This window comes from Flavobacterium sp. 245, assembly GCF_004362055.1.
Classification (GTDB): domain Bacteria; phylum Bacteroidota; class Bacteroidia; order Flavobacteriales; family Flavobacteriaceae; genus Flavobacterium.
Map to the genome: position 1 here is coordinate 1 of NZ_SNXB01000012.1, position 22,453 is coordinate 22,453.

24 protein-coding genes, 1 tRNA gene and 1 pseudogene are annotated in these 22,453 nt (G+C 34.7%); 6 read left to right on the plus strand and 20 right to left on the minus strand.

Annotation, left to right across the window (positions count from 1 at the left end):
• Positions 1-127: 127 nt before the first annotated feature.
• The 10 genes from EV145_RS19060 to EV145_RS19100 all read right to left on the minus strand — a co-directional run bounded on the left by EV145_RS19060 (position 128) and on the right by EV145_RS19100 (position 9,232).
• The gene (locus EV145_RS19060; protein WP_133526785.1) at positions 128-1,351 is read right to left on the minus strand and encodes a sterol desaturase family protein; all 1,224 of its coding nucleotides are present in this window, start codon (positions 1,349-1,351) and stop codon (positions 128-130) included.
• Positions 1,352-1,497: 146 nt separating this feature from the next.
• Entirely contained in the window at positions 1,498-2,784 is a 1,287-nt protein-coding gene (locus EV145_RS19065) for a Glu/Leu/Phe/Val family dehydrogenase (protein ID WP_243739287.1), read from the minus strand.
• A gap of 446 nt (positions 2,785-3,230) precedes the next feature.
• On the minus strand, positions 3,231-4,085 hold the full coding sequence (locus tag EV145_RS19070; protein ID WP_133526786.1) for a DMT family transporter: 855 nt from the start codon (positions 4,083-4,085) through the stop codon (positions 3,231-3,233).
• 62 nt (positions 4,086-4,147) lie between these two features.
• Positions 4,148-4,741 (minus strand): 2OG-Fe(II) oxygenase, encoded by a 594-nt coding sequence (locus tag EV145_RS19075; RefSeq protein WP_133526787.1) that lies wholly within the window; start codon positions 4,739-4,741, stop codon positions 4,148-4,150.
• Positions 4,742-4,890: 149 nt separating this feature from the next.
• Positions 4,891-6,354 (minus strand): AAA family ATPase, encoded by a 1,464-nt coding sequence (locus EV145_RS19080; RefSeq protein WP_133526788.1) that lies wholly within the window; start codon positions 6,352-6,354, stop codon positions 4,891-4,893.
• 273 nt (positions 6,355-6,627) lie between these two features.
• Positions 6,628-7,746 (minus strand): vWA domain-containing protein, encoded by a 1,119-nt coding sequence (locus EV145_RS19085; protein WP_133526789.1) that lies wholly within the window; start codon positions 7,744-7,746, stop codon positions 6,628-6,630.
• Positions 7,747-7,853: 107 nt separating this feature from the next.
• Positions 7,854-8,234, minus strand: a complete 381-nt coding sequence (locus tag EV145_RS19090) for a YchJ family protein (protein ID WP_133526790.1) — start codon at positions 8,232-8,234, stop codon at positions 7,854-7,856.
• Positions 8,221-8,457, minus strand: coding sequence for a hypothetical protein (locus EV145_RS19095; protein WP_133526791.1), 237 nt, complete (start codon positions 8,455-8,457; stop codon positions 8,221-8,223). Before EV145_RS19095 ends, EV145_RS19090 begins: the two co-directional genes overlap by 14 nt.
• Before the next feature lie 83 nt (positions 8,458-8,540).
• On the minus strand, positions 8,541-8,690 hold the full coding sequence (locus tag EV145_RS22470; RefSeq protein WP_166638487.1) for a hypothetical protein: 150 nt from the start codon (positions 8,688-8,690) through the stop codon (positions 8,541-8,543).
• Positions 8,690-9,232, minus strand: coding sequence for a hypothetical protein (locus tag EV145_RS19100; RefSeq protein ID WP_133526792.1), 543 nt, complete (start codon positions 9,230-9,232; stop codon positions 8,690-8,692). The genes EV145_RS22470 and EV145_RS19100 overlap by 1 nt, the downstream gene beginning before the upstream one ends.
• An 86-nt stretch (positions 9,233-9,318) precedes the next feature.
• Between EV145_RS19100 and EV145_RS19105 the strand changes: the two genes are divergently transcribed.
• The 6 genes and pseudogenes from EV145_RS19105 to EV145_RS19135 all read left to right on the plus strand — a co-directional run bounded on the left by EV145_RS19105 (position 9,319) and on the right by EV145_RS19135 (position 13,933).
• Positions 9,319-9,564: a hypothetical protein gene (locus tag EV145_RS19105; RefSeq protein WP_133526793.1), complete on the plus strand. Its 246-nt coding sequence runs from the start codon at positions 9,319-9,321 to the stop codon at positions 9,562-9,564.
• A 329-nt stretch (positions 9,565-9,893) separates the two neighbouring features.
• On the plus strand, positions 9,894-10,334 hold the full coding sequence (locus EV145_RS19110) for a KTSC domain-containing protein (protein ID WP_133526794.1): 441 nt from the start codon (positions 9,894-9,896) through the stop codon (positions 10,332-10,334).
• Between the two features lie 259 nt (positions 10,335-10,593).
• Positions 10,594-11,355, plus strand: coding sequence for a DUF4369 domain-containing protein (locus EV145_RS19115; RefSeq protein ID WP_133526795.1), 762 nt, complete (start codon positions 10,594-10,596; stop codon positions 11,353-11,355).
• Between the two features lie 18 nt (positions 11,356-11,373).
• Positions 11,374-11,760 (plus strand): annotated as a pseudogene (locus EV145_RS22475) (peroxiredoxin family protein); the annotation flags it as partial.
• Positions 11,761-12,246: 486 nt separating this feature from the next.
• Positions 12,247-12,327 (plus strand) — tRNA-Tyr (locus tag EV145_RS19130).
• Between the two features lie 292 nt (positions 12,328-12,619).
• Positions 12,620-13,933, plus strand: a complete 1,314-nt coding sequence (locus EV145_RS19135; RefSeq protein WP_133526798.1) for a site-specific integrase — start codon at positions 12,620-12,622, stop codon at positions 13,931-13,933.
• Positions 13,934-13,979: 46 nt separating this feature from the next.
• On the opposite strand, the gene EV145_RS19140 is transcribed toward EV145_RS19135, so the two are convergent.
• The 10 genes from EV145_RS19140 to EV145_RS19190 form a co-directional block, all read right to left on the minus strand.
• Positions 13,980-14,297: a hypothetical protein gene (locus tag EV145_RS19140; RefSeq protein WP_208110918.1), complete on the minus strand. Its 318-nt coding sequence runs from the start codon at positions 14,295-14,297 to the stop codon at positions 13,980-13,982.
• Positions 14,290-14,559 (minus strand): helix-turn-helix domain-containing protein, encoded by a 270-nt coding sequence (locus EV145_RS19145; RefSeq protein WP_133526799.1) that lies wholly within the window; start codon positions 14,557-14,559, stop codon positions 14,290-14,292. The genes EV145_RS19140 and EV145_RS19145 overlap by 8 nt, the downstream gene beginning before the upstream one ends.
• A gap of 476 nt (positions 14,560-15,035) precedes the next feature.
• Entirely contained in the window at positions 15,036-16,172 is a 1,137-nt protein-coding gene (locus tag EV145_RS19155; protein ID WP_243739288.1) for a hypothetical protein, read from the minus strand.
• Between the two features lie 37 nt (positions 16,173-16,209).
• Entirely contained in the window at positions 16,210-17,052 is an 843-nt protein-coding gene (gene traN, locus EV145_RS19160; RefSeq protein ID WP_133526801.1) for a conjugative transposon protein TraN, read from the minus strand.
• Positions 17,053-17,064: 12 nt separating this feature from the next.
• Positions 17,065-18,357: a conjugative transposon protein TraM gene (traM, locus tag EV145_RS19165; RefSeq protein ID WP_133526802.1), complete on the minus strand. Its 1,293-nt coding sequence runs from the start codon at positions 18,355-18,357 to the stop codon at positions 17,065-17,067.
• Positions 18,358-18,631: 274 nt separating this feature from the next.
• Positions 18,632-19,240: a conjugative transposon protein TraK gene (gene traK / locus EV145_RS19170; protein WP_243739289.1), complete on the minus strand. Its 609-nt coding sequence runs from the start codon at positions 19,238-19,240 to the stop codon at positions 18,632-18,634.
• Between the two features lie 38 nt (positions 19,241-19,278).
• Positions 19,279-20,481 (minus strand): conjugative transposon protein TraJ, encoded by a 1,203-nt coding sequence (gene traJ / locus EV145_RS19175; RefSeq protein WP_243739290.1) that lies wholly within the window; start codon positions 20,479-20,481, stop codon positions 19,279-19,281.
• Between the two features lie 4 nt (positions 20,482-20,485).
• On the minus strand, positions 20,486-21,121 hold the full coding sequence (locus tag EV145_RS19180) for a TerB family tellurite resistance protein (protein ID WP_133526804.1): 636 nt from the start codon (positions 21,119-21,121) through the stop codon (positions 20,486-20,488).
• An 11-nt stretch (positions 21,122-21,132) separates the two neighbouring features.
• Positions 21,133-21,747: a hypothetical protein gene (locus tag EV145_RS19185; RefSeq protein ID WP_133526805.1), complete on the minus strand. Its 615-nt coding sequence runs from the start codon at positions 21,745-21,747 to the stop codon at positions 21,133-21,135.
• A 15-nt stretch (positions 21,748-21,762) separates the two neighbouring features.
• Complete coding sequence (locus EV145_RS19190) at positions 21,763-22,446, minus strand: conjugal transfer protein TraI (RefSeq protein ID WP_133526806.1); 684 nt, start codon at positions 22,444-22,446, stop codon at positions 21,763-21,765.
• Positions 22,447-22,453 lie beyond the last annotated feature (7 nt).

Here is a 22,453-nt window from a genome sequence, read left to right on the forward strand (position 1 = left end):
AGTTTCGCTCTAAAGTCGAATCTTGACTATTATTTCTCATCGTAACAAAATTTATTAAAGTTAAATTTTGTTACCGAATTATCTAACCTTTACAGGAATGACAAACTAAATCTAAATAAATAGTTTTCTATTCCACAGTCTCTAACTGCAAAATCATATTTTGATAATATTTGCTTAGAGAAAACAATTGCTCTACGAAAATCATCACAGCAAGCGGAATAAAGAAAAATACCGTCAAATTTTCTTCATATAAAAAGAAAGTCGTAATCATAAAAATACGGGCATATTCCAGGTAATAAATCCATTTTCGCTGCTCTAATAAGGCGCCACAGTTAATTAATGTGATGATGATAACTGATAAAACAAAAATTTTGTCGTATAAATCTAGTAAGTCAAAATAATACGTAAAAGCGGTTAAAATTAAAGTGCACACACCTAACTGGATGTAAAGATAGTTACGGAATCGAAGACGCTGATGTGGATTGCTTTTATCCTGCAGAAAACGTTTTTCTAATGTTGGACGAATATCCTGATCCATATGTGCAGGACTTCCAAAGACAGCTTTCCATCGCGCTTTAAAACCTTTCGAGCGTTTCCATAATTCATATATCTCAAAATAATAATGAAAATGCTGCCAAAGAAAACTATAGCTTTTTAATGGATGTGTCAAGCCATATTTAGGCTTTTCTTCTTCTTCTTGAAAAGTTCCAAAAATACGATCCCAAAACGTAAACATATCGCCATAATTTTTATCCAGATATTTTTCGTCAGAAGCATGATGTACGCCGTGAACCGAAGGCGTTACAAAAACATATTCCAGCCATTTTATTCGGCCAATAACCTGCGTATGCGTAAAAAAAGAATACGCTCCATGCACAATCAACATGGTAATTACCATTGCCGGATGAAAACCAGCAAAAGGAAGAACACACCAAAAGCCCGTTCTGACTATGGCCTGAAAAGTAGTGATTCTGGCTGCTGCTGTAAAGTTAAATTCCTCACTGTGATGGTGCACAATGTGCGCTGCCCAGAAAAAGTTGACTTCATGTCCTAATCGATGGTACCAATACCATACAAAATCAGTTGCGAGAATAAGTGCCAACCAGACAAATACATTACTCGGAATATCAAAAAGTCTGTAATTATTATAAATAAAATAATATAGCTGATAAAAACTAGCTGCAATAAATAAATTAATTAAACGCTCTGCAATACCAATACTAATATTTGAAACTGAACTTTCGTAGTTAAAAATTTCTGGTGTTTTTTTGTGCTGCGCCAGCTTGTATTCTAAAAACAAAAACAGAAAAAAAGCAGGCATTGCGAAAGCAAGAAAATTAATGTGTTCCATTTTTTAATTTCTTTTTATTCTTATAAAACTAAAATACAATTCGTTGTAAAACTGAAGATAAAGACATTTTTAAAAGTCGAGTCATTTTTTACTTTTCAAAATGATATTAACTGTCAAAAATGATCTTTATCTTTTAGAACTAATTTCTAATTTTGTTTGAATTTTGGAGCCTCTAAAGCTACTTCTTTAACGGACTGCGTATCTGCTACTTTTTGCAAAGCTAGAATGTAAGCCGCAATTCTTGGTGTAACATTATGCTTAAATGCCGTTCTAAAAACAGTTTCAAAACCTTTCTCTAAAATATCTTCTAAACGCTTGTTGATCTGATGGATTCTCCAAGATTCTAAAAGCGAATTCTGAAGCCACTCAAAATAAGAAACGGTAACGCCGCCGGCATTTGCTAAAATATCTGGAACAACCAAAACGTTATTTTTATGCAAAATTTTATCAGCGTCAGATGAAACGGGTCCGTTTGCACCTTCTACAATAATTTTGGCACGAATAGCTGCCGCATTGTTTTGCGTAATTACATCTTCTTTTGCCGCCGGAATCAAAACATCAACATCTAAAAGCAATAATTCTTCATGTTTAATTGCAACCGAATTTGGATATCCTTTTATGCTTTTATTATTCAGATTATAATACAAAATCAATTCTGGAATATTGATTCCTTCCGGATTATAAAACGCTTCAGAAACATCACTCACGGCAACAACTTTTAATCCTTTTTCGAATAAAAATAAAGCAGAATGCAGACCAACATTTCCAAAACCTTGAATCGCAACTGTTGATCGTGCGGGTCTCAATTTTAATTTTTGAAGTGCCAATAAGGTAATAATGCTCACGCCTCTTCCTGTTGCTTCTACTCTTCCTAAAGAACCGCCTGAATGCAAGTGTTTCCCAGTTACAACGGCATGAATTGTTTTTCCATGTACTAATGAAAATTCATCCATCAGCCAGCCCATTTCGTCGGGTCCAGTTCCCATATCTGGTGCTGGAACATCTTTTTCTGGCCCAAAAATATCTGCTAAAGCTTTTGTATAAGCTCTTGTAATTCTTTCTAATTCTGTTTTAGAAAGTGTTTTAGGATCACAAATAATACCGCCTTTTGCTCCTCCAAAAGGAATTCCCGTAACGGCAGATTTCCAGGTCATCCATGCAGCAAGCGCTTTTACTTCATCAAGATTTACTGCAGTATCATATCTGATTCCTCCTTTTGACGGGCCTAATGCCGTATTATGAATCACGCGGTATCCTTCAAAATTCTGCTCTTTTCCATTATCTAATGTGATTGAAAAATTGACTACAATTTGTTTTTCAGGACGCTGTAGTTTCAGCCTTAGTGACTCATCTAAATTAAGAATGTCTGCTGCTATATTAAAACGATCAATCATTGATTGAAACGGATTCTGTTTTATAATTTCTGAACTCATAATTTTATACTTTAATTATTTAGTTTATTTGATTTGGGGACGTCGCATTATTATATCATGAAATAAATTCGGCAGTAACTGCACGTACAACACGGGATTTTCATCAGACAGCAATGCATCATACTATTTGTATTTCTATTTGATCTCATATAATTAGGTATTACAGCGTTCTAAAAAAAAGCCTTTCATTGGTGCATGAAAGGCTAAAAAAAAAATAACTAACAAGTACTTTCTCTATTAACGCCATTTCATCGCATCGTTTGACATACAGCACATCGTCAAGCTGTACATAAACGGGATGATATTTAGACTATAGTTTTTCATTGTTAGGGCAAATTTATAAATATATTTTATAAATTCTATCGAATTAGTCGAGTTTATTTAAAAAACTTTTTAAAACAAAAGAAAAACAACTGTAAATTAAGGCTTTATACGATTAAAAAAAATCAGTTTAATTGTGAAAAAACAATAAAAACAATGGCAATTAACGCTAAAAAGATTCCTATGAAGTTGATTTTGGATAATTTTTCCTTGAAAAAAAGCAGACCAACCAGACTTCCTAAAACAATAACACCAATATTCATTCCGGCAAAAACTGTAGAGGGATTTTCAGAAAATGCTTTATGCGCTTTTAAATAAAATAATATATTTCCGAAGTTGAAAACTCCCACTAAAGCACCAACTAATATATTTTTTGAATGAATTTTTGTTTTTTTCAGCACTACATTATAAATCACAATTAACAAAGAAACTGCCAGTGCAATATCAAAAACCACAAACAAAGAAGTTGTATAGGGCAAAACGGTATAAAGCGCAATTTGCTTAAAAAGGATATCGATGATTCCGAAACCCAAAAAAACGACAAACGGATAAATCCAGTTATTTTGATCGTTTTCTGTTTGTTTTTTTAAGATGAATAAAAGCGCTATAAATCCTATAATCAAGCCAATAACTTTATACGAATTGAATTCTTCTTTAAAAATAAGCCAAGAAGCAATTATCGGAATAAAAAGCGATAATCGTTGTGCTGCATCTGTTTTTACGATTCCCATATGTTTTATAGAAGAAAACAAAAACAGAAAAACAATTGGCAGTAACACACCAATTGTGGCGTAGATATTCCAAGGTGCATCTGCATGGACTACAGTAATATCCGGACTGAAAGTAAAATAGCAAAGCAGTAATGCCATTACATAATTGAAAGTAATAATCTGAACAGGATCAGGATTGTATTTGCGGGTTATTTTGAAGATTACACCAACTGTAACACTGCATAAAACACTTAAAACTAGAAATAACATAAAATTATTTTTTTGAGAACAAAAATAGTGTTTATCTGTTTTATACTTTCAAAAAAAAGATATTAATCACTCTTTAACCAGCCGGTAATACTCATTCGGGTATTTTTAGTAACCAATACTTCGTGAACCAATTCATTGCTTTTAAAGAAAACCGTTTTACCTTGAATTGGCGAAATTTTCTGTTGACTATTGTTTTGGTGAATCATTAATTCTCCGCCGTCACTTTCTTTCCAATTGCTATTTAGATAGCTGACCATTGAGTATTTACGACTCGAATTGTTTTTAAATTGATCAAGATGTTTTAAATAAAAATCACCACTTTCGTATAAAGAATAATGAAATTCGTAACCTGTAATTCCCGCAAAACAACTTTCGTTTAAATAGCGTACAAAAGCATCAATTATGTCAAAAAACTCATTTTCGAAAACATTGTTATGCTTTTTATCCAGCCAATAAATCGTGTCTTTTCTAATAGTTCCGTCTAGAGCAAACTTCTCAGAATTGCCTATTCCTGCGGTAAGCAACAAACTTGCAGTATTTAAATCGATTAAATTTTGTTTGAGATTATCTGCCAAAGCATCGCTCATAAAACGTTCTGATATTCCAATTTTATTCTCTATATAACTTGCTATCAAGTCTTCGAAACTATCATCCATTTCTTTTTTGGGAAAAACTGCAAATACAGCCAACGGAGCAAGGTAGACTATTAAAATTTGGTAATTGCTTTATTATTAAACAAATAAAAACCCGACAAGTTTTAAAAACCTGTCGGGTTTACTGATTATGACGATCAATAAATAATAATTTACAATTTACTAATATAACTTCCGTACATATCTTTAAATTGATGTCCGGTTGCAAAACGATCTTTGCTCAATTTTTTATATTCTACCAATGCCCATAAAACAAATTCTTTCATGAAATAGTTATCTTTTTTATCCAATTCAGGCTGATATTTTTTTAATAAAACATCTAACGGACTTACTTCATCTAAAATCGCTTTATATTCTGCATCTGATGCATCGTCTAATAGTTCGAAACCGCTTTCTGCAAAAAACCATTCTATTAAATCAGAATAAGGTGTTTTTTCTCCTGGCTTTTCGAGTTTTTCTATTTTAGGAAAAAGGGTTGGAAACAAAGTCCTGATTGCAGATCCAATTAAATACTGTGCTACCACTGCTGCTCCCTCCTGCTCTCCTTCATAAACCAATTCGACTTTTCCAGTAATGGCGGGAATAATTCCCATAAAATCTGAAAGTCTTAAAACTGTTTTATCAACTCCCGATTTCAATGCGCGTCGTTCTGCGGTACTTATTAAATTCTCAAAAGCGGTAATGCTCATTCTGGCACTTACACCACTTTTGTTGTCAATATATTCGCTTTCGCGTGCTTCAAAACTAATTTGTTCTAAAATATCTCTGGCTAAACTTGGCACATAAACAATATCGCTTTGATTTTCGTCCAGCTTTGCTTCCTGTTCAGTAATTGTTCTTGCAATGGCAACGTTTTCAGGATAATGCGTCAAAATCTGCGAACCAATTCTATCTTTTAAAGGCGTTACGATGCTTCCTCTATTTGTATAATCTTCTGGATTTGCAGTAAAAATAAACTGCATATCAAGAGGCATTCTCAGTTTAAAACCGCGAATTTGAATATCACCTTCCTGTAAAATATTAAATAAAGCAACTTGAATTCTGGCTTGTAAATCTGGTAATTCATTGATAACAAAAATGCTTCGATTTGCTCTCGGAATCATTCCGAAATGAATCACGCGATCATCTGCATAAGATAATTTTAGATTCGCCGCTTTTATCGGATCAACATCACCAATTAAATCGGCAACAGTTACATCAGGCGTTGCCAATTTTTCGAAGAAACGCTCATTTCTGTGCAACCATGAAATTGGAGTTTCATCGCCTTTTTCTTCAATTAAATCTTTAGCAAAACGTGAAATTGGATTTAGTGGATCGTCATTAATTTCTGAACCCGAAACATACGGAATATATTCATCCAACAATTCGACCATTTTGCGCGCCAAACGCGTTTTTGCCTGTCCTCGCAGACCTAATAAATTGATATTGTGACGAGAAAGAATGGCACGTTCTAATTCGGGAATTACAGTATTTTCAAAGCCGTGAACGCCTTCAAAAACAGGTTTTCCCGATTTTATTTTCTCACGAAGATTATTTCGCAATTCATCTTTTATACTGATGCTTTTATATCCCGAACCCTTTAATTGGCCTAATGTTTTTATAGTAGTTATTTCCATTTTTATTGAAATATCGATTGTGTTTATAGTTGTTTTTTAACGGAAAATATTGCGTCATTACTTTGTGTTAGACGCGCTGCAGTGCGTCTCTACGATATACGTTGTGCATAATTTTTATTTATGATAACATAAAACCTTTGTCCCTTTGAGTCTTTGAACCTAAATCAACGTTATGTCATTACTTTGTGTAGACGCACTGCAGTGCGTCTCTACGATATTTGGTACGTGCCAAAAGAAACCTTAGCCTCTTAGAATCTTAGCAACTTAGAACCTTTATTTAATTCTCTTCTTCCTATTCGTTTCATAATCTTCAAAAATCATTTCACCAAGGCCTTTTATTCCTGTATAAAATGCTTTTCCTTGATTTGCTTCTGTAAAATGATTCACAAATCGCTGTAAATAAGGATCGTTGGCAATCATGAAAGTCGTAATCGGAATGTGTAATTTTCTGGCTTGCTGTGCCTGCGTGTAACATTTATCAACAATATACTCATCAAGACCGTTGCTGTTCATGTAATAAGAACCATCGCGCTCGCGTACACAACTTGGTTTTCCGTCAGTAATCATGAAAATCTGTTTGTTGGTATTCCGTTTTCTTCTTAAAATATCCATTGCCAACTGAAGTCCGGCAACAGTATTGGTATGATACGGACCCACTTGCAGATAAGGCAAATCTTTAATTGGAATTGTCCAGGCGTCATTTCCGAAAACTAAAATATCAAGTGTATCTTTTGGATAACGCGTTGTAATTAATTCGGCCAAAGCCATTGCTACTTTTTTGGCTGGAGTAATTCGGTCTTCTCCATACAAAATCATACTGTGGCTAATATCAATCATCAAAACAGTACTCATTTGTGCTTTGTATTGCGTTTCTTCGACAACCAAATCATTTTCTGTCAGCATAAAACTTTCAACACCATTGTTGATTTGCGCATTTCGCAGACTTTCGGTCAATGAAATACGTTCTAAACCATCTCCAAAATTAAATTCGCGAAATTCTCCTGTATGCTCATCGCCATTTCCGGCATGTTTTGTTTTGTGATTTCCGTTTCCCGAACGTTTTAAATTCCCAAAAATCTGATCTAAAGCCTGCTGACGAATAGCGCGTTCTGTTTTTGCAGTAATTCCAAAACCATTCGAACCATCCTCTTTGACTTCGTCTTTTATATAACCTTTCTTTTTTAAATCTTCAATAAAATCATCAATTGTGTAGTTCTCGTCGGTAAGTTTGTATTCCTTGTCCAATTCACGAAGCCAGCTTATTGCTTCGTCAAAATCACCCGAAGTATGGGTGATAAGCTCTTTAAAAATACTAAAAAGCTTTTCAAACGGAGACTGAAATGGGGCTTCGTACGACTTAAAATAAAAACCTTTTTTAAATTCGTTTTTCATAATTTTTAAAATTACGTTTTTTTAGAATTATGGAAAAAGAAACCTTTATTAATTTTTAGTTAAAATATTTCAATCAAACTCACTAAAAGCAAGGTATTTCTTGTCAATTATTCAAACTTTCCGTCAAGATAATACCATGCATTATTTTCAAACTTAAAAGTCGAAAATTCGTAATGCGTCTGTGGCTTTAAATTTAAATCTAAAAAGTAAGCTTTAAACTCGACTGTATTTTCAGTAAAACTCAGAATTTCTAATTTTTGCCATTTATTTGCTGTAGCCCATTTTAAAATTTCAGCTTTCGAATAATATTTTCTTTCTGAAATATAAGTTGTTTCTAAAAGATAATCGGCGTTATGAGTTGCATAAGCCGAATATCTTGAACGCATTAAAGCCAAAGCTGTTGGCGCTTTTTGATTATTCTGAAGATATAATCCGCAGCAATTTTCGAACAGTAAACCTGTATCGCAGTAACATTTATGCGTCGCCATCAACCTGCTCTTCTCCGTTAATTTTTACATGAAGCTGGTTCAGCAAAACCTGATATCTGCTAATTTCTCTAAGTTCTTCATCTTCTTCAGCATGATCCAGCATTTCGTCTAATTCATCACTTACTTCAAGCAATTTGTTATTAGCTTCTCTCTCATTTTTTGCAGCAATCAAATCAATAATTTCCTGAACGTTTGCTTTTAAAGTTTCAAATTTTGTATTCATGGTTGTTTTTGTTTCAAGTTTCAAGTTTCAGGTTTCAGGTTTCAAGTTGCTATAGAACTTGAACCTGAAACTTGAAACTATATTTATTCCTCTTCGTTTTTATTTTCGTTGAATTTTTTCACAATCTCTTTCAGCTTTTCTTTGCGTGAAACTTCGGCTTGTTTTTTCTTCGCCTGGGCTTTGTGCAATTTGTCATTGTGCTTTTTGATATTTCTTTCGTTATTGCGTCCCATTATATTTCTCTTTTAATTTCTTCTAAACTTTTTTCGGTAAAAATCAATTCTGTAATAATCTGTTTTCGCAAATCAGCAATGTCATCATAATCAAAATATTTTGCCCATGAAGTCAATTGCTGCAGATTTCGTACTTGTTTTAGTCTTTTTGTGGTTTCAAAACTTGTTCTTAAAACTGCTTTTCCATCATATTCTGGATTGTTTTTATGCTGATAATTAGCAAGATTTTTTTCGAAATCAGCTTCTATATAATACAGCTTTTCCTCAGCATTATCGGGATAAAATTCATTCCAGTTTGCAAAACCAATTTTCGTTTTTGATTCGGTTTCAGGTTCACTTGCTAATAATCGCCATTTGCTGTTGGCTAATCTTCCCCAATGATTGGAAACTCGGTACATTCCTTCTTCGGTATAATAATAAGTACTTCCGGCTTTGCTTTCAAACTGTTTTTTTAAACCTTCAATTTTATCTGGAAGCACTTCATGAAAAACACAAAACGTATTTTTAAACGAATTTGGATGTGGCTTAAAATTTTTCTGCATATGCAAATATACTCAGATTGTCACGAACTCCCTAAAACAAACCTAAATTGATTAACTTTGCATCTTCAATTTTAAAACAAAAAACGATGTCTAAAGATTCACATGAAAAAATGCCGCAAAAAGGAGTTTACACCGGTATTATCGAAAAAGATGAAAACAATAATTATTTCTGCGGAGAATATCTTTTAGATTATAAAATCGCACATACTAATTTTAATATTGGAGACTGGGTTACTATTAAATCTGTAATCGAAAACCCAAGTGACATTAGCTACGACAAATACCCTAAGAAATCTAAAAACTTCGATAAGGCGAATCATAAGCCGGAATAAGTTTGTTTCAGGTTTCAGGTTTCAAGTTTTGTATAGCGCATATTTTTTAACGCAAAGAACGCTAAGGTTATTTTTGCTGCGTGTTATACATTGAGAATATTAAGTTCGCAAAGCTTTGTATTGACAAAGCTTTGCGAACTTTGCGTTTTTATAAAACTATGCAAATATAAAACCTTGCGTACTTTGCGGTTAAATTTTATCAGCACCTATTAATATTTTTTAGTTGAAAACAGAAAAGTTAAAAAAAAGTGTACCTTTGCAAAAAATTTGTCGATTTGAACCAATTAATATCGATTTCAAACTAATAGACAAGTAGTTACCTTTTATTTATGAAAAAAATAGTTGAATACCGCAAGTTACTAAACGTAGAAAAAACTGCAGAGTTAAAAGATTTAAAAACAATTTATCGTAATGCAATGAAAGAATCGCATCCTGATAAATTTGTAGGTGATGAAGCTGGTTTAAAAGATGCAGAAGAAAAAAGTAAAACAATCATTGAAGCTTACCACTTTTTAGTAAGTATTCACCCTGATACTATTAAACTTAATTTACCTGAGTACACTGAAACAATTTCAACTTGTACTATTACAGATTATAAATTTGTAGAAGGACGTTTGATTATTGATTTCTCTAACGGAAGTGTTTACGAATACATTAGTGTTCCTAAAGCAACTTACGTAAAAATGGTAAACGCTGATTCACCAGGAAGATTTGCAAAAAGACATATCTTGAACTCTTTTACTTGGAGAAAGAAAACAAATCAAGAATAGTTTTATACTAAAAATATACCTAGAAGCACTCCTATTACAGAGTGCTTTTTTTATACACAAAAAATGGCAAATTGCTTATTTTCATTCAAAATAAATATGCTATTAATAGTTTTTAATCACACAAAACAATCGAACCACTTGATTTTAGGGACTTTACAACTTAAAAAACTATAACAAAATTTTAGGTTACAAAATTCTTGATGTTCTATATTTTTAAATACTTTTGTTGCACAAATCAATTAACTAATTAATATTTATAATGAAAAAAATATTTTTTTTACTTACAGCTTCTGTAGCTATTATTTCATGCAGCAAAGTTAAAGACGGAGAGTATCTAATTACAGGAACTGCAACTGGAATTGCAAACGGAAAAACAATCATTCTTCAAGGTCAAGATCCAGTAACACACATGACTGTTGCCCTTGATACAGTAAAAGTTGAAAACGGAAAATTTGAAATAAAAGGAAAAGTAGTTGAACCAGCTTTTCATACTTTAATTCTTCAAGATGCTAACGCTCCAATTCCATTTATCTTAGAAACTGGAGAAATTGCAATTGCAATTGACAAAGACAGTATCCATAAATCAAAAATAACTGGAACTTACAACAATGAAGAGTTTGTAAAATTCCAAGAAGATCTAAACAAAACTCAAAAGAGATTAATGGATTTTCAGAAAAACAATACTCCAAAAATGCAACAAGCTCAACAAGCACAAGATACAGCAACTATCAATGGCTTGATGAAACAATATATGGAGATCCAAACAGAAGTTCAGGCAGATACAAAAAAGAAATATGTAGCTTATGCTGAATCTCACCCAAAATCTTTCATTTCTGCGTTAATCGTAAAAGGAATGTCTGAAGATCCAACTGCAGATGCTAAAAAAGTAGAAAGCATTTATAACTCTTTAGATGAGTCTGTAAAAAACACTACTCCTGCAAAAGAAGCTAAAACAAAAATTGGTCAAGCAAAATTGCCTGCTGTAGGTGCATCAGCTCCTCCTGTTGGCAGCGCTAAATGAAGAGCAGATTTTTCAGCTCCAAATCCTGAAGGAAAAGTAGTTTCGCTTAAAGAAAGTTTAGGAAAAGTAACGATCGTTGATTTTTGGGCTTCATGGTGCGGACCATGCCGAAAAGAAAACCCGAATGTTGTAGCTATATATAAAGAGTTACATTCTAAAGGACTAAACATTATTGGCGTGTCATTAGATAAAGATGCAGACAAGTGGAAAGAAGCTATCGCTAAAGACGGTTTAACTTGGACACATGTTTCAAACTTAAAATTCTGGGATGAACCAATTGCAAAACAATATAATGTTGAATCGATTCCTGCAACTTTTATTCTTGATGCATCAGGAAAAGTAGTTGCACAAGACTTAAGAGGTCCAGAATTGAAAGCAAAAATCATAGAATTATTAGCAAAATAATGCTGCTTTTTAAATAAGTTAAAAAATCTCCCTAGTGGAGATTTTTTTGTTTTATTACCTTATATAATTCTAAAAAGGATATACTATTAAGGACTCAAAAAACGGTTAGAAGAGAAAATTGCAAAAAAACATAGTTACCTATTTAAGAGTTTAAATTTTTCTGTTAAATCAACTGCCAAGCAATAACAAATAAAATGATATTTACTTATTATTTATTCTAAGCACATCAATAATAACAAAGCCTAACGACTTAACGAAACTCAAAGAAAACATCTAAACCATTAAAAAGATACAAAGAATAATCCTACTTTTTAAAACAAACTGAAAAAATATTCACTATCGCCTTTTTTTATTTTATTCAATTCCAATGAATTAAAAAATAACTTTAAAATAACTTAAAATTAAGTTCATTTTTTGTTTGCAAATGTAGAAAGAGTTCCTATCTTTGCCACCGCTTAGAACAACAAAGCACAACAAGCTGAGATCGGGGAGATACTCAAGCGGCCAACGAGGGCAGACTGTAAATCTGCTGTGTGAACTTCGCAGGTTCGAATCCTGCTCTCCCCACTAAAAGGGTATAAGAAGCGAAAACGCAAGTTTTTCAATCTTTTCAAAAACCCGCAAAAAACGTGGTAAAGCCTGCAAATCGTGAGATTCGCAGGCTTTTTTCTTTTATACTGCTTTTCAAATTTTTCAAAACCGCTCAAAAGTTTTGTGGCAAAATCGTGGCAAAACTCAGAGGTAAAAAATTTTGCCACAAAATAGTACTTAAACACCTATAAACACAGGGGTTAAGGAGGTTAACGACTTGTTTTTTTGATGCTATAATTCTACATTTATTAATCTAAAAAGTTGAATTATGTTAGAGAGCAGCTTTGGATTGGCTTTTTTTCTAAAAAGCCCCCACAAAGGAAGTAAAATTAGAGCGGTTTATCTTAGAATAACCGTTGATGGAATTCCAAAGGAAACATCCACCAAAAGAAAATGGGACAGCACCCGCTGGGACCAAAAAACCGAAAGAGCAATCGGTACAAAAGAAGATGCAAGATCCCTTAACTTCTTTTTGGAGTCACTGATTTTAAAAGTCAATGAATACAAAACAGAGATTATGTACAGCGGAAAACCCATAACTTCAGATAAAGTTATGGATTACGTTCTGGGAAAAATCACTCCAAGGGTTAAACTGCTGGAGGAATTTCAAAAACACAATAATGAAATGACAGCCCTGCTGGGAAAAGGATATGCTAAAGGGACTCTTGACCGCTTTACTATCACAAAAAACCATTTAACAGCTTTTATTAAATTCAAGTTTAAAAGCACAGACATTGAATTTACAGATCTGAATCTCGAATTTATAAAAGACTTTGAGTTCTACCTTAGAACAGTTCGAAATTGCAGCAACAATACAACACTTAAATACATTGCCAATTTCAAAAAGATTGTCATTCGAGCAATCGATAAGGAAATAATCTTAAAAGACCCTTTTAAGAACTTTAAAGGACGTAAAACCAAAATGGTAAAAAAGCCCCTTACGACACAGGAGTTATATGAATTGGAAAGACATTATTTTACCACAGACAGGCTAAATGTTGTTCGAGATGTATTTGTATTCCAATGTTACACAGGAATGGCCTATATTGATGCATATCAATTGAAAAAAACCGATATTAAAAACGGCATTGACGGGAACTTATGGATCATGTCTGAGAGACAAAAAACGAATTCTACCACAAATGTCCCGCTACTTCCTCAGGCGCTCAAAATTATTGAGAAATATAAAGACCATCCTCTGTGTCTGCAGCGCGGTACTGTGCTGCCTGTTTCTTCCAACCAGAAAATGAACGAGTATCTTAAAGAGATCGCAATTCTATGCGGTTTCCCTTTTACACTTAACACTCATATGGCACGCCGGACTTTTGGAAGTACAGTTACATTAAACAACAATGTCCCGATAAATGTGGTTAAAGAGATGCTAGGCCATGCTTCAGTGAAACAGACCGAAGCCTATGCTATCACAGAACAGAAAACTATTGGACGTGAAATGTCGCTACTCAATAAAAGACTTAACAAAACTAGTCTTAACATTTCCAAAACAGATTTGGCTATACTGAGTAGATTAGAGAAGGAAATAATGGAAATTAAAAAGAAATATAATATTCCCTCATCTTCTTAAATTCATATTATTACAAATATACATAACAAAAACAAAAGAGGTTATCTCATTTCTGAGATAACCTCTTTTCATATAATTCAACTTCACTTCTATAACCTGGATGATAAGAAGGACTGTACTTAATATAGCCAATTTCTTGAAGCTGCTTAAAATATTTATGATAAGTCGGTAATGTATTTATATGCGATAATTTCATGATTTTACTACGACTTACTTTTATCCTCTGCCTCTCCCCTTGCTTAAAACCCAGACTTAGAATTGCTGTTAAAATAGCCAGATGCCAAACATTGAGTATGGGATCTTCAATGTAGATCGCTAAATGCTTCATTAGTTGATCCTCTTTTAGTTTATCAACTTCATTCATCACTAAAAAGTTTTAATAAATCTTCTTTATTATAATAGTACGAACCTAAGACTTTTTTAAATCGCACTTTTTGTGTTGTTCTGAGATTTTGTACCGAACCGGCAGAAATATCCAACAGCTTTCTGACAGCTTTACTCTTTAGCCATTCAGGATCATCTGTCTCCTTTTTTACAAGATTAGATTGGTTAAAAAGATATTCTATCTTATCAAAAATAAGCAGACTAAACTGCTTTAAATCTTCTTTTGTTACAGCTTCACTCATGATTCATTTTTTTCTTATTTATATTCATATTCCAGTCTATCTGTGCGTCTTTTCATTAATCCTTGGTTTTGCTGCATCTCTATTAAAAGACGATCAATATTCTACACCCAAAACGAGAAGGCGCCAAGGACGTTGGGAAGACCTTCAAAGTACAAGATTTCATGACAGTTCAATATTACGTAGTTCAAAGTCAAAAAAATAGATCCTGCTGCCTCTGGTCTTTTTAAAAGAAGGCTCATAGCGCAGGTAGCCGTACTCGTGCAGTTCATGCATGCATTTATGATAGGTGTATTTAGATGATATCTTGGCAACAGGTGCCAGTTCATGCCTGAAGATTTCAATAGGATTGATAAAACCCTTAAGGGAACGGCATCGCAGCAGGGCCGCATAAATGGCAATGTGGGTGCTACTGATCCGATAATCCTTTTCAATCACCGAAAAGAAATCCGATAAGGGTTTTACACTTTCCATGAGTTCTAAATAGACTGCGATTTTACCTTTCTTTTTTTACCTTCTTTCTGTCCCCCGCCTTCGGGCTCACCATCAACATCTTTCTGCTGTTCTTTAGACTCTTTTTTATCCAAGGCATTTTCCTTTTTCTCTTCTCTGCTTTCGCGGTGGTTAATACGCTGTAGGTTTGCATCATACACATTCACGGTCTTAAAATGCGGATTGGCCTCCACATGCATCTTGCTTTCCACGCCAGACACTACAAAAGTGACCGACTGCAGGTTTCCTTTTTTTAAAGAGTTCAAAAGATCTTCCTTAAATTTCGGGGTCTCCAGTTCTTTAATCGAATGTTTGGAAAGCGCTGCTTCTAAATCATACCCATAGTTCTGATGGTAATGGTTCAACTTAAAGTTTCCGCTATTTTCGGGATTTTTGAAGTCTAAAGAAATCCAGGAATTATACACCTCTCCCTCTTTGTTTTTCAAGTCCTTGTTCACTGCTCTGCCGTCCAGCAGATTAAAGGCTTCTTTCATGGTAATGGTATTGTCCTTACTAACATAAAAAATCTGTTCGGGTGCATGTGAAGCTCCTTCTTTCTCCAGTATGGCTTTATAGGAATTAAAGAAATACAAATCACTCTGGTCTGACTTTTTAAAAGACAGCTCTGAAGACAGTGTCCCGCGGTCAAATTTTGCTTCATGCGGGATTGTAAATTCTTTTTCTCCTTTTTCCATTTTCTCTTTCAATGCTCCGTCCAGTGTTTCTCCAAAACCAGTGTATTTAATCTGACTGGCTAGAAATTCTAAATTTTTCTGATTCATAATGTTTATATTTAAGTTGTTTTCTAATATTTCCCTACTTTCCATTTGCTGTCGGGCAAATGCAGTAAGATCAAGCTCCTTGTCACAGTAAGTATCAATTCCACTGTGCATAACTATCTTTAAGTTATTGACAAGCGAATCGATCGGCATACTTTTAAAATAGTCTATATCATTAGGTCCTACAAGATAGTAATCCTCTGCATGCATTGATGTTTTAAAAAACTGAATAGTATCACTGTCACTTATCAGAGTTAACGGATATGCTATATAGCGATATTTGTAAGATGCCATTTCCTTAGCTAACGACAACAGAATTTCAGCATCAGCTGTATTTATTATCATATTTTTTTTAAAAAAAGGTTTAAGGTATCATCGTGGATTATTTGATTGGAATTACTTTATCAGTCAGATTATTATTAATATTAATATCTAAATGCCTTCCTCCGTTCACTTCCATAAGCTGAATTGTCAGGTACTTATTCTCAGGGATAGTAAATTTTTCCAATGCATAAACTTTTATTATTTCAGATTCATATGGAATCACGGTAGATGATGAAGTGGCAAACAGAGGCTGAATTTCAATTTCCTGTGATGCTGTGCGTTTTGATTTTCTCTGGTCTCTGATAAAAAAACGAAATTGATCTATATCGTAATTGATCTTGGATTTATTTCGAAACACTACTCTCAAATAAAAAATATCCTCATGAATATAAATACCGTTTACCTCCAGACTGATATGAAACTTTGACTTTTTCAAACCGCTGGTCTTTTTCTTTTTTAATAAAGCAAGTGAGGCAAACTGTTCTATTTTCTTTTGATTGTCGTTCTCCATTGAAAACAAAATATTCCCACTTACAGCACCTGTATTATCAGCTTTAATATTTAAATCAATACATGATTCATCATAGTTCAGAACAAATACATAAAGCCTATTGTCAGCTGTCACTACAGTGAGGTTGCTTTGAGTAAAATTCTCCTTTGCTGCTTTGACCAGTAAAACATTCTCAACCCCTTTAGCTTTCTGTACTAAAACATCCGGACTTCCCTTATCGATACTTTTAATAGCGTATGGAAAAACGATACTGGTAGTTTTCGAATATCCTATATGAAGATTTTTAAACTCTTCCTGATTCAAACCAATTTTTTCATTAATAAACTGTGCATAGCCTGATAGCATTGTCAGAAAACAGCATAACATAAAAGTCCAATTTCTAATTTTCATCTTTTAATTTTTTTAATTATTCAAATTCTTTTGTTTCTCATCGTACAGCAATACCTGATAACCGGCTTTAACAACCACTTTAATCAGTTTTACTTTTTTACTCATCAGGCTCTTCGCTGCTTCAATTCCCATTCCAGCTGCCTGCGCTCCCCAGGAATCCGTAAGCCCGGTAAGCCCTAAGGTCTGAATAGAACGGTCAGCAGAAGCCTTAGCCACATCCCTGTTAATAGCACCGGGAATATAAATGCCGTCAATTCCATCCATATCATAAACAGTTAACTCCACAGGAAAAATTGAATTTCGATACTGAATGTTATTAATTTTAACTTCCAGCCTCTCTCCTTTTAATGAAGCCATTCCGTATAAAAATGTATTTTTTGGAATCACAATTCCTTGAAGAAATATATCACTGCTTAGCCTGAGCTTAACCACAGATCCGTTGACAATGGTTTGGGTCTCATGGATAACAGCCTCTATTGAATTTTGCTGCTGCTCCTGCTCTATATTTTCATCAACCGTATAAAAGAAATTGCTCTTTAAAGAACTCAAAGCAATATCTTCCTGCTGAAGCGAAGTTGTATTATCTTCTGCTTTTTTACGGTTAACGGTAAATACTTTTCCTTTTTTAATGTCTGAAGACTGTTTGAGTCGTTCCTGTACACGGGACGGGTGCTGAATATCCAAAATATTTTCAAGCATTCCGCCCAGCTGCTTGAGTTCCGGGTCGGGTTCCTGCGACTCTCCCATTGTGGTCATCATATCTTCTAAGTTCTTTATCTCATCGGAAACTCCTTTGGATGACCCATAGTTTTCAAACTCTCTCATGTCCTGACCATAATTATCAGGCACTGAGGGCTTACTAATTGCTTTTTGAAGCGCCTCTAGTTTTTCGTAAACTTTTTGCTCGCTTTTACTCTGAAAAGAAGTCGAATTAAAACCCGTTCTTTTTCTCTGAAAGTGCTGCGCTTCAAAATCAAGTTCTGAAAACTCTCCAACAGATTCTTCCAATACTTTTTTATTGGAATAGTTAGGGTCTTTTTTAATTTGTTCCTGAAGTTTAAGAGAATCCAATGCGGCCTGATCATAATAACTCATTTTGTCAAACGCCGAATCTTCTTTAAACTTTGGAATAGGCAGATTAAAATTGAATCCCTTTTTAACTTCATTTTTACCTCCAGTCACTTTGGTTTGCCCTACTCCCAAAATGTAAAATAGAATCGTGATAAAAGGAAGTGTTATAAGGGGAAGAACCAAAAGCATTTTACGCTTTTTTGATTCTTTAGGTGATATTGTTTTATGTTCCATGACTTTACTTTTTAAAATTGATAGTTCTAATTTTTGAAATGGCAGCTGTGTTTTGACCTCTTAAATCGCTCTTATTAAATGCCGAAAAAATGTTATAGATAAAGTAACTTCCCGTTAGAATAGTAAATAAAATCAGCAGGCATATAAGCTTTCTTCTTGAAAGATCATTTATTAGTACGTCCATTTTCTGAGCCCATTTACTCTGTACAGAATTATAATACCTATGGTACACAAAGAGCGTTTCCTGTTTTTTGAAAAATGATTTCATAGCTGTCTATTTTCTATTCTCAACAGTTAGATCTTTGTTTTCGATAGTATTGAAGCGTTCAATTAAAAACCCGTGAGGATTATTATCGCTTCTTGAAACATTCCGAAGACTTCCTTCTGTTACTAGATTCCTTTTCAGAATACTGGTTGTTCTTATAATGTTCTGTTTTGCAAAACATTTAAAGCGGTAAGGATATTCACGGGTATCTATCGAGATGCTGTCAATCTGAATGGTCTGGCTGATATTGCCCGAGATAATTCCGGAGTAAAATCCGTTTTCTTTCAGGTCATCATAAATCCGTTTGGCACTGTCATCAGCCAGGTAAAGCGCTTTTGTAACATTGGTTTTAATCACTTTTTCGTCGGGATCCAGCGTAAAGAAAAACTTGTGAAAAGTCTTTACATGGTCCCTTGCTTCCACTGGTACATTATCCTTTCTTTCAGACGCGTAAGCTTCGAGTGCCTTTCCATTGGCCAGTATATACACCTTATCCTGCATCTGGGTTATGGATTCAAAGCTTTTGTAAAGCGTAAAACAGCAGATCAGAATACAGCCGGTAATCACCAGCATGGTAAATCCCCTGACGTATCTAAAAGCGGTATCTATATTTTTCATTTTGCTAAACATGAGCCGTATATTTTATTTCGTTTGACTTATTTGGAGTTTCCTCTAAGCTTATCGCTCCTATAGTTCCCTTGCTCCTTAAAATAGGGGCTACTTCCCGCTGTCGAAGCCATATTCTGTGTCATCCTCGAATCAGCATCTCCCATCATATCTTTAACCATTCCTGCTCCTTGTGCTGTTTTAGACACAACCGATGTTGCCGAGCTGGTAAATAAGGTGGTGACCTTCTGTCCCAGTGCACTGCCTCCTCCTGCATGTACAATATAATTGGCTACGGAAGGCACAGTGAAATAACCGATGATACCGATAATCATAAAAATCAGATAGGCCGTATCGGTTCTGCTAAAAAAGGTATCCCCTGTAGACTGAACCTGCGAGAGGTCCAGTTTGAGCATCAGTTCCTGAATTTTGCCAATAATGCTTCCGAAAATATTTGCGACAGGAAGCCAGAGATAAATATTAATATATCTTGCCAGCCATACCGTGAGTGTATGCTGAAAGCCATCAAAAACAGCTATTCCAAATACAAGAGGTCCAAGGATAGACAGCACCACCAATTGAAATGTCCTGAGCGTATCAATGCACAATCCGGCAGCCTCAAACAAAAGTCTGAGTACCTCGCTCATCCATTCCTTGACAGAATTTCGAAAGTTATAGGATGCTTTTTCCATTGCAAATTTGACATCGTTGCCGATTCCAGCGAGCATGCTCTCATTAGACGGGTCTTCATCGTGGGTATATTTATACCACCTATCCCTGTCCCCTGTTCCTGCCACACCTACATACATTTTCCATGGATCAGTTTCCTTTATCGCCTTTTCCTTCTCTTTCAGAAGAACTGCAACAGCATTGTTAGATCCTGTAACCATAGCAGCAGTTGCTGTAACTGTGGGTTTCATCACTCCATTAATAAGCGCTAATACCGAAGGGAAAATCATAATACAGAACCCAATTACAAAAGGTCTGAAAAGTGGATAAAAATCAATCGGCTCTGCGTTGGCTATGTGTCTCCATACCCGGGAAGCTATGTACCAAATTGTACCGAATCCGGCTATTCCCTGCCCGACCGCCAAAAGATTACCGCATAACGGCATCATCTCATCGTACAACTGGTCCAAAACGGAGTGCAGGCTCTGCATATTATCGCCCATTCCCTGAGCCTGAATAAAAAAAGGCATCAGCAATCCTCCAATTATAAAAACCATTGTTTTGCAAGATTTAAAAATGTTCATCGCTTTAGTTTTTTAGTTCCTGAAGTTCTTTGGAAGCATATACGTCCTTCGCTTCTTTTGCTCTTTGCAGTGCCAGCACATTTGATGTTGCATTAAAGTTTCTGAGAAACAAAAGCTTATCCTGCATCTGCAGATAAATATCATCTACAGCCTGAAGCCTTTCGTCATCCGACATCCTTAGTTTATCTGCTGTTACAACTATTGTAAGCTCATCAAGATTTCTTAAACTCTGACTCAGAAGATTTCCATACACCTTTTCAAAATAGCTGATTTCCTTTTCGCTAAAGTTGCCGCTCTTTACAAACCGATTCAGTCCATTTTTGCTTTCCTTCATTAGCAGCATCTGAAAATTTATGATATCCCCTACTCTCTTATAATTCCGTACAACAGGGCTCACCTGCATAAGGGCATCCAGAAAAGTTTTATGCAGGCTGAAGTTTCCCTCGGTCATATCCTTGACTGTTTTATAGCCGCCAGAAAGTAGTTCATAACCCTTTTTCATATCACTTAGAATCTTTTTAAACTGGGATAGTTTTTCAATGTTAAGGATTAGCTGCTGGATCTCTGCTGACTGTGCATTTGTTCTGCTAGGAACAACTAACACACAGACCGTCAATATCAAAATCAATATTTTTTTCATAGCTTTTTATTTTATAATCCGTAGAAAGCAGTCGCCTGCTCGGTATCTCTTTTTTCACGAGTCTTTGACAAAGTCAAAAGCTTTGCTTCATCACTGAAAGACAAACAGAAATTATAGTCTTCCAGCATGGTTTTATACAGCGCATCGATGCGCTCGATCCTTTGGTCATCTTTAAGTTCGAGCTTCGAATCGGTAGTGATAACTAAAAGCTGTTCAAGGGTATCATTGCAATTCTCAAGTAGTCTTTCAAAAGAACGCTCTATATAATCCAGTTCGTTTCCATGAAATAAATCACTTGTCTTAAGATCACTATAAGTCCTTTTACATATTTTCATTATTTTAAATTGCATCGAGAGAATTTCGGCTGTCTTATAATAAGTCTTAACCTTTGGATTAATCTTTAGAAGCGACGTAAAATAATCACCATGAAGATTAACTTCTCCCCTCTTTGCATCGCCAATAAAATTCAGTCCTTTTGATACAACTGAATATCCTTTCTTGGCGTAATCAATGTAAACCTGAAGAGCAGCGATCTGCAAAAGCAATTCCTTTCTCTGCTTGGCCTGCGCCTGAATTCCCTGATATAAAAACAACACGATCAAGGATAATGAGATTATTTTTTTCATGATATTTTCATTGAATTATGGAATTCCGTAAAATTGTTTGACCTGTTTTACATCCGCCTCTGTTTTGGCCCTCTGAAGACTGAGCATTACATTCTGCTGATTAAACAGCGTGAGATCATCATAATTGGCATCAATCTGATCTGCCGCTTCATTGATTATTTCAAGTCTTTTTAAATCACTCATCTGCGTGGCAAAAGAATCCAGTATTAAAAAAATCTGGTCAATATTCTTCACGCTCTCTTGCAAAATACCCGAATACACACGCTCCATATATTGGATTTCATTTTCTTTAAAATGAGTATCCTGTTTGAATAAATTCCACGCCCTTTCATATTCGGATACCAGTTTGGTCTGTTTTTTAGTAATATCTTTTATCCTTTGGTAATAGGTTATAATCGATTTCACCTTTGCCAGTTCTTCATAATAGCCCTTATACAACTCTTTCTGTTTCTTTGTCCAATCCGAAATTTCATCCAGTTTTAATTTGGAGAGCACGTTTTCAATCTTCTTTTGGGCATTTTGAAGCCAGATCGTTTTATTCTGCAGTTTCTGAATCCTAAGGTCAATTGCTTTGATCACTTTTTTGGTAACTGCTTTTACAATTTCAAGTATCGGCAGTGCAGCGGTTTTTTCCGCAGGTCTTGCCGGCGTGCTGACCAGCAGCAGACAGATGATGCAGGTAATTATTCTTGTTTTCATTTTTCAG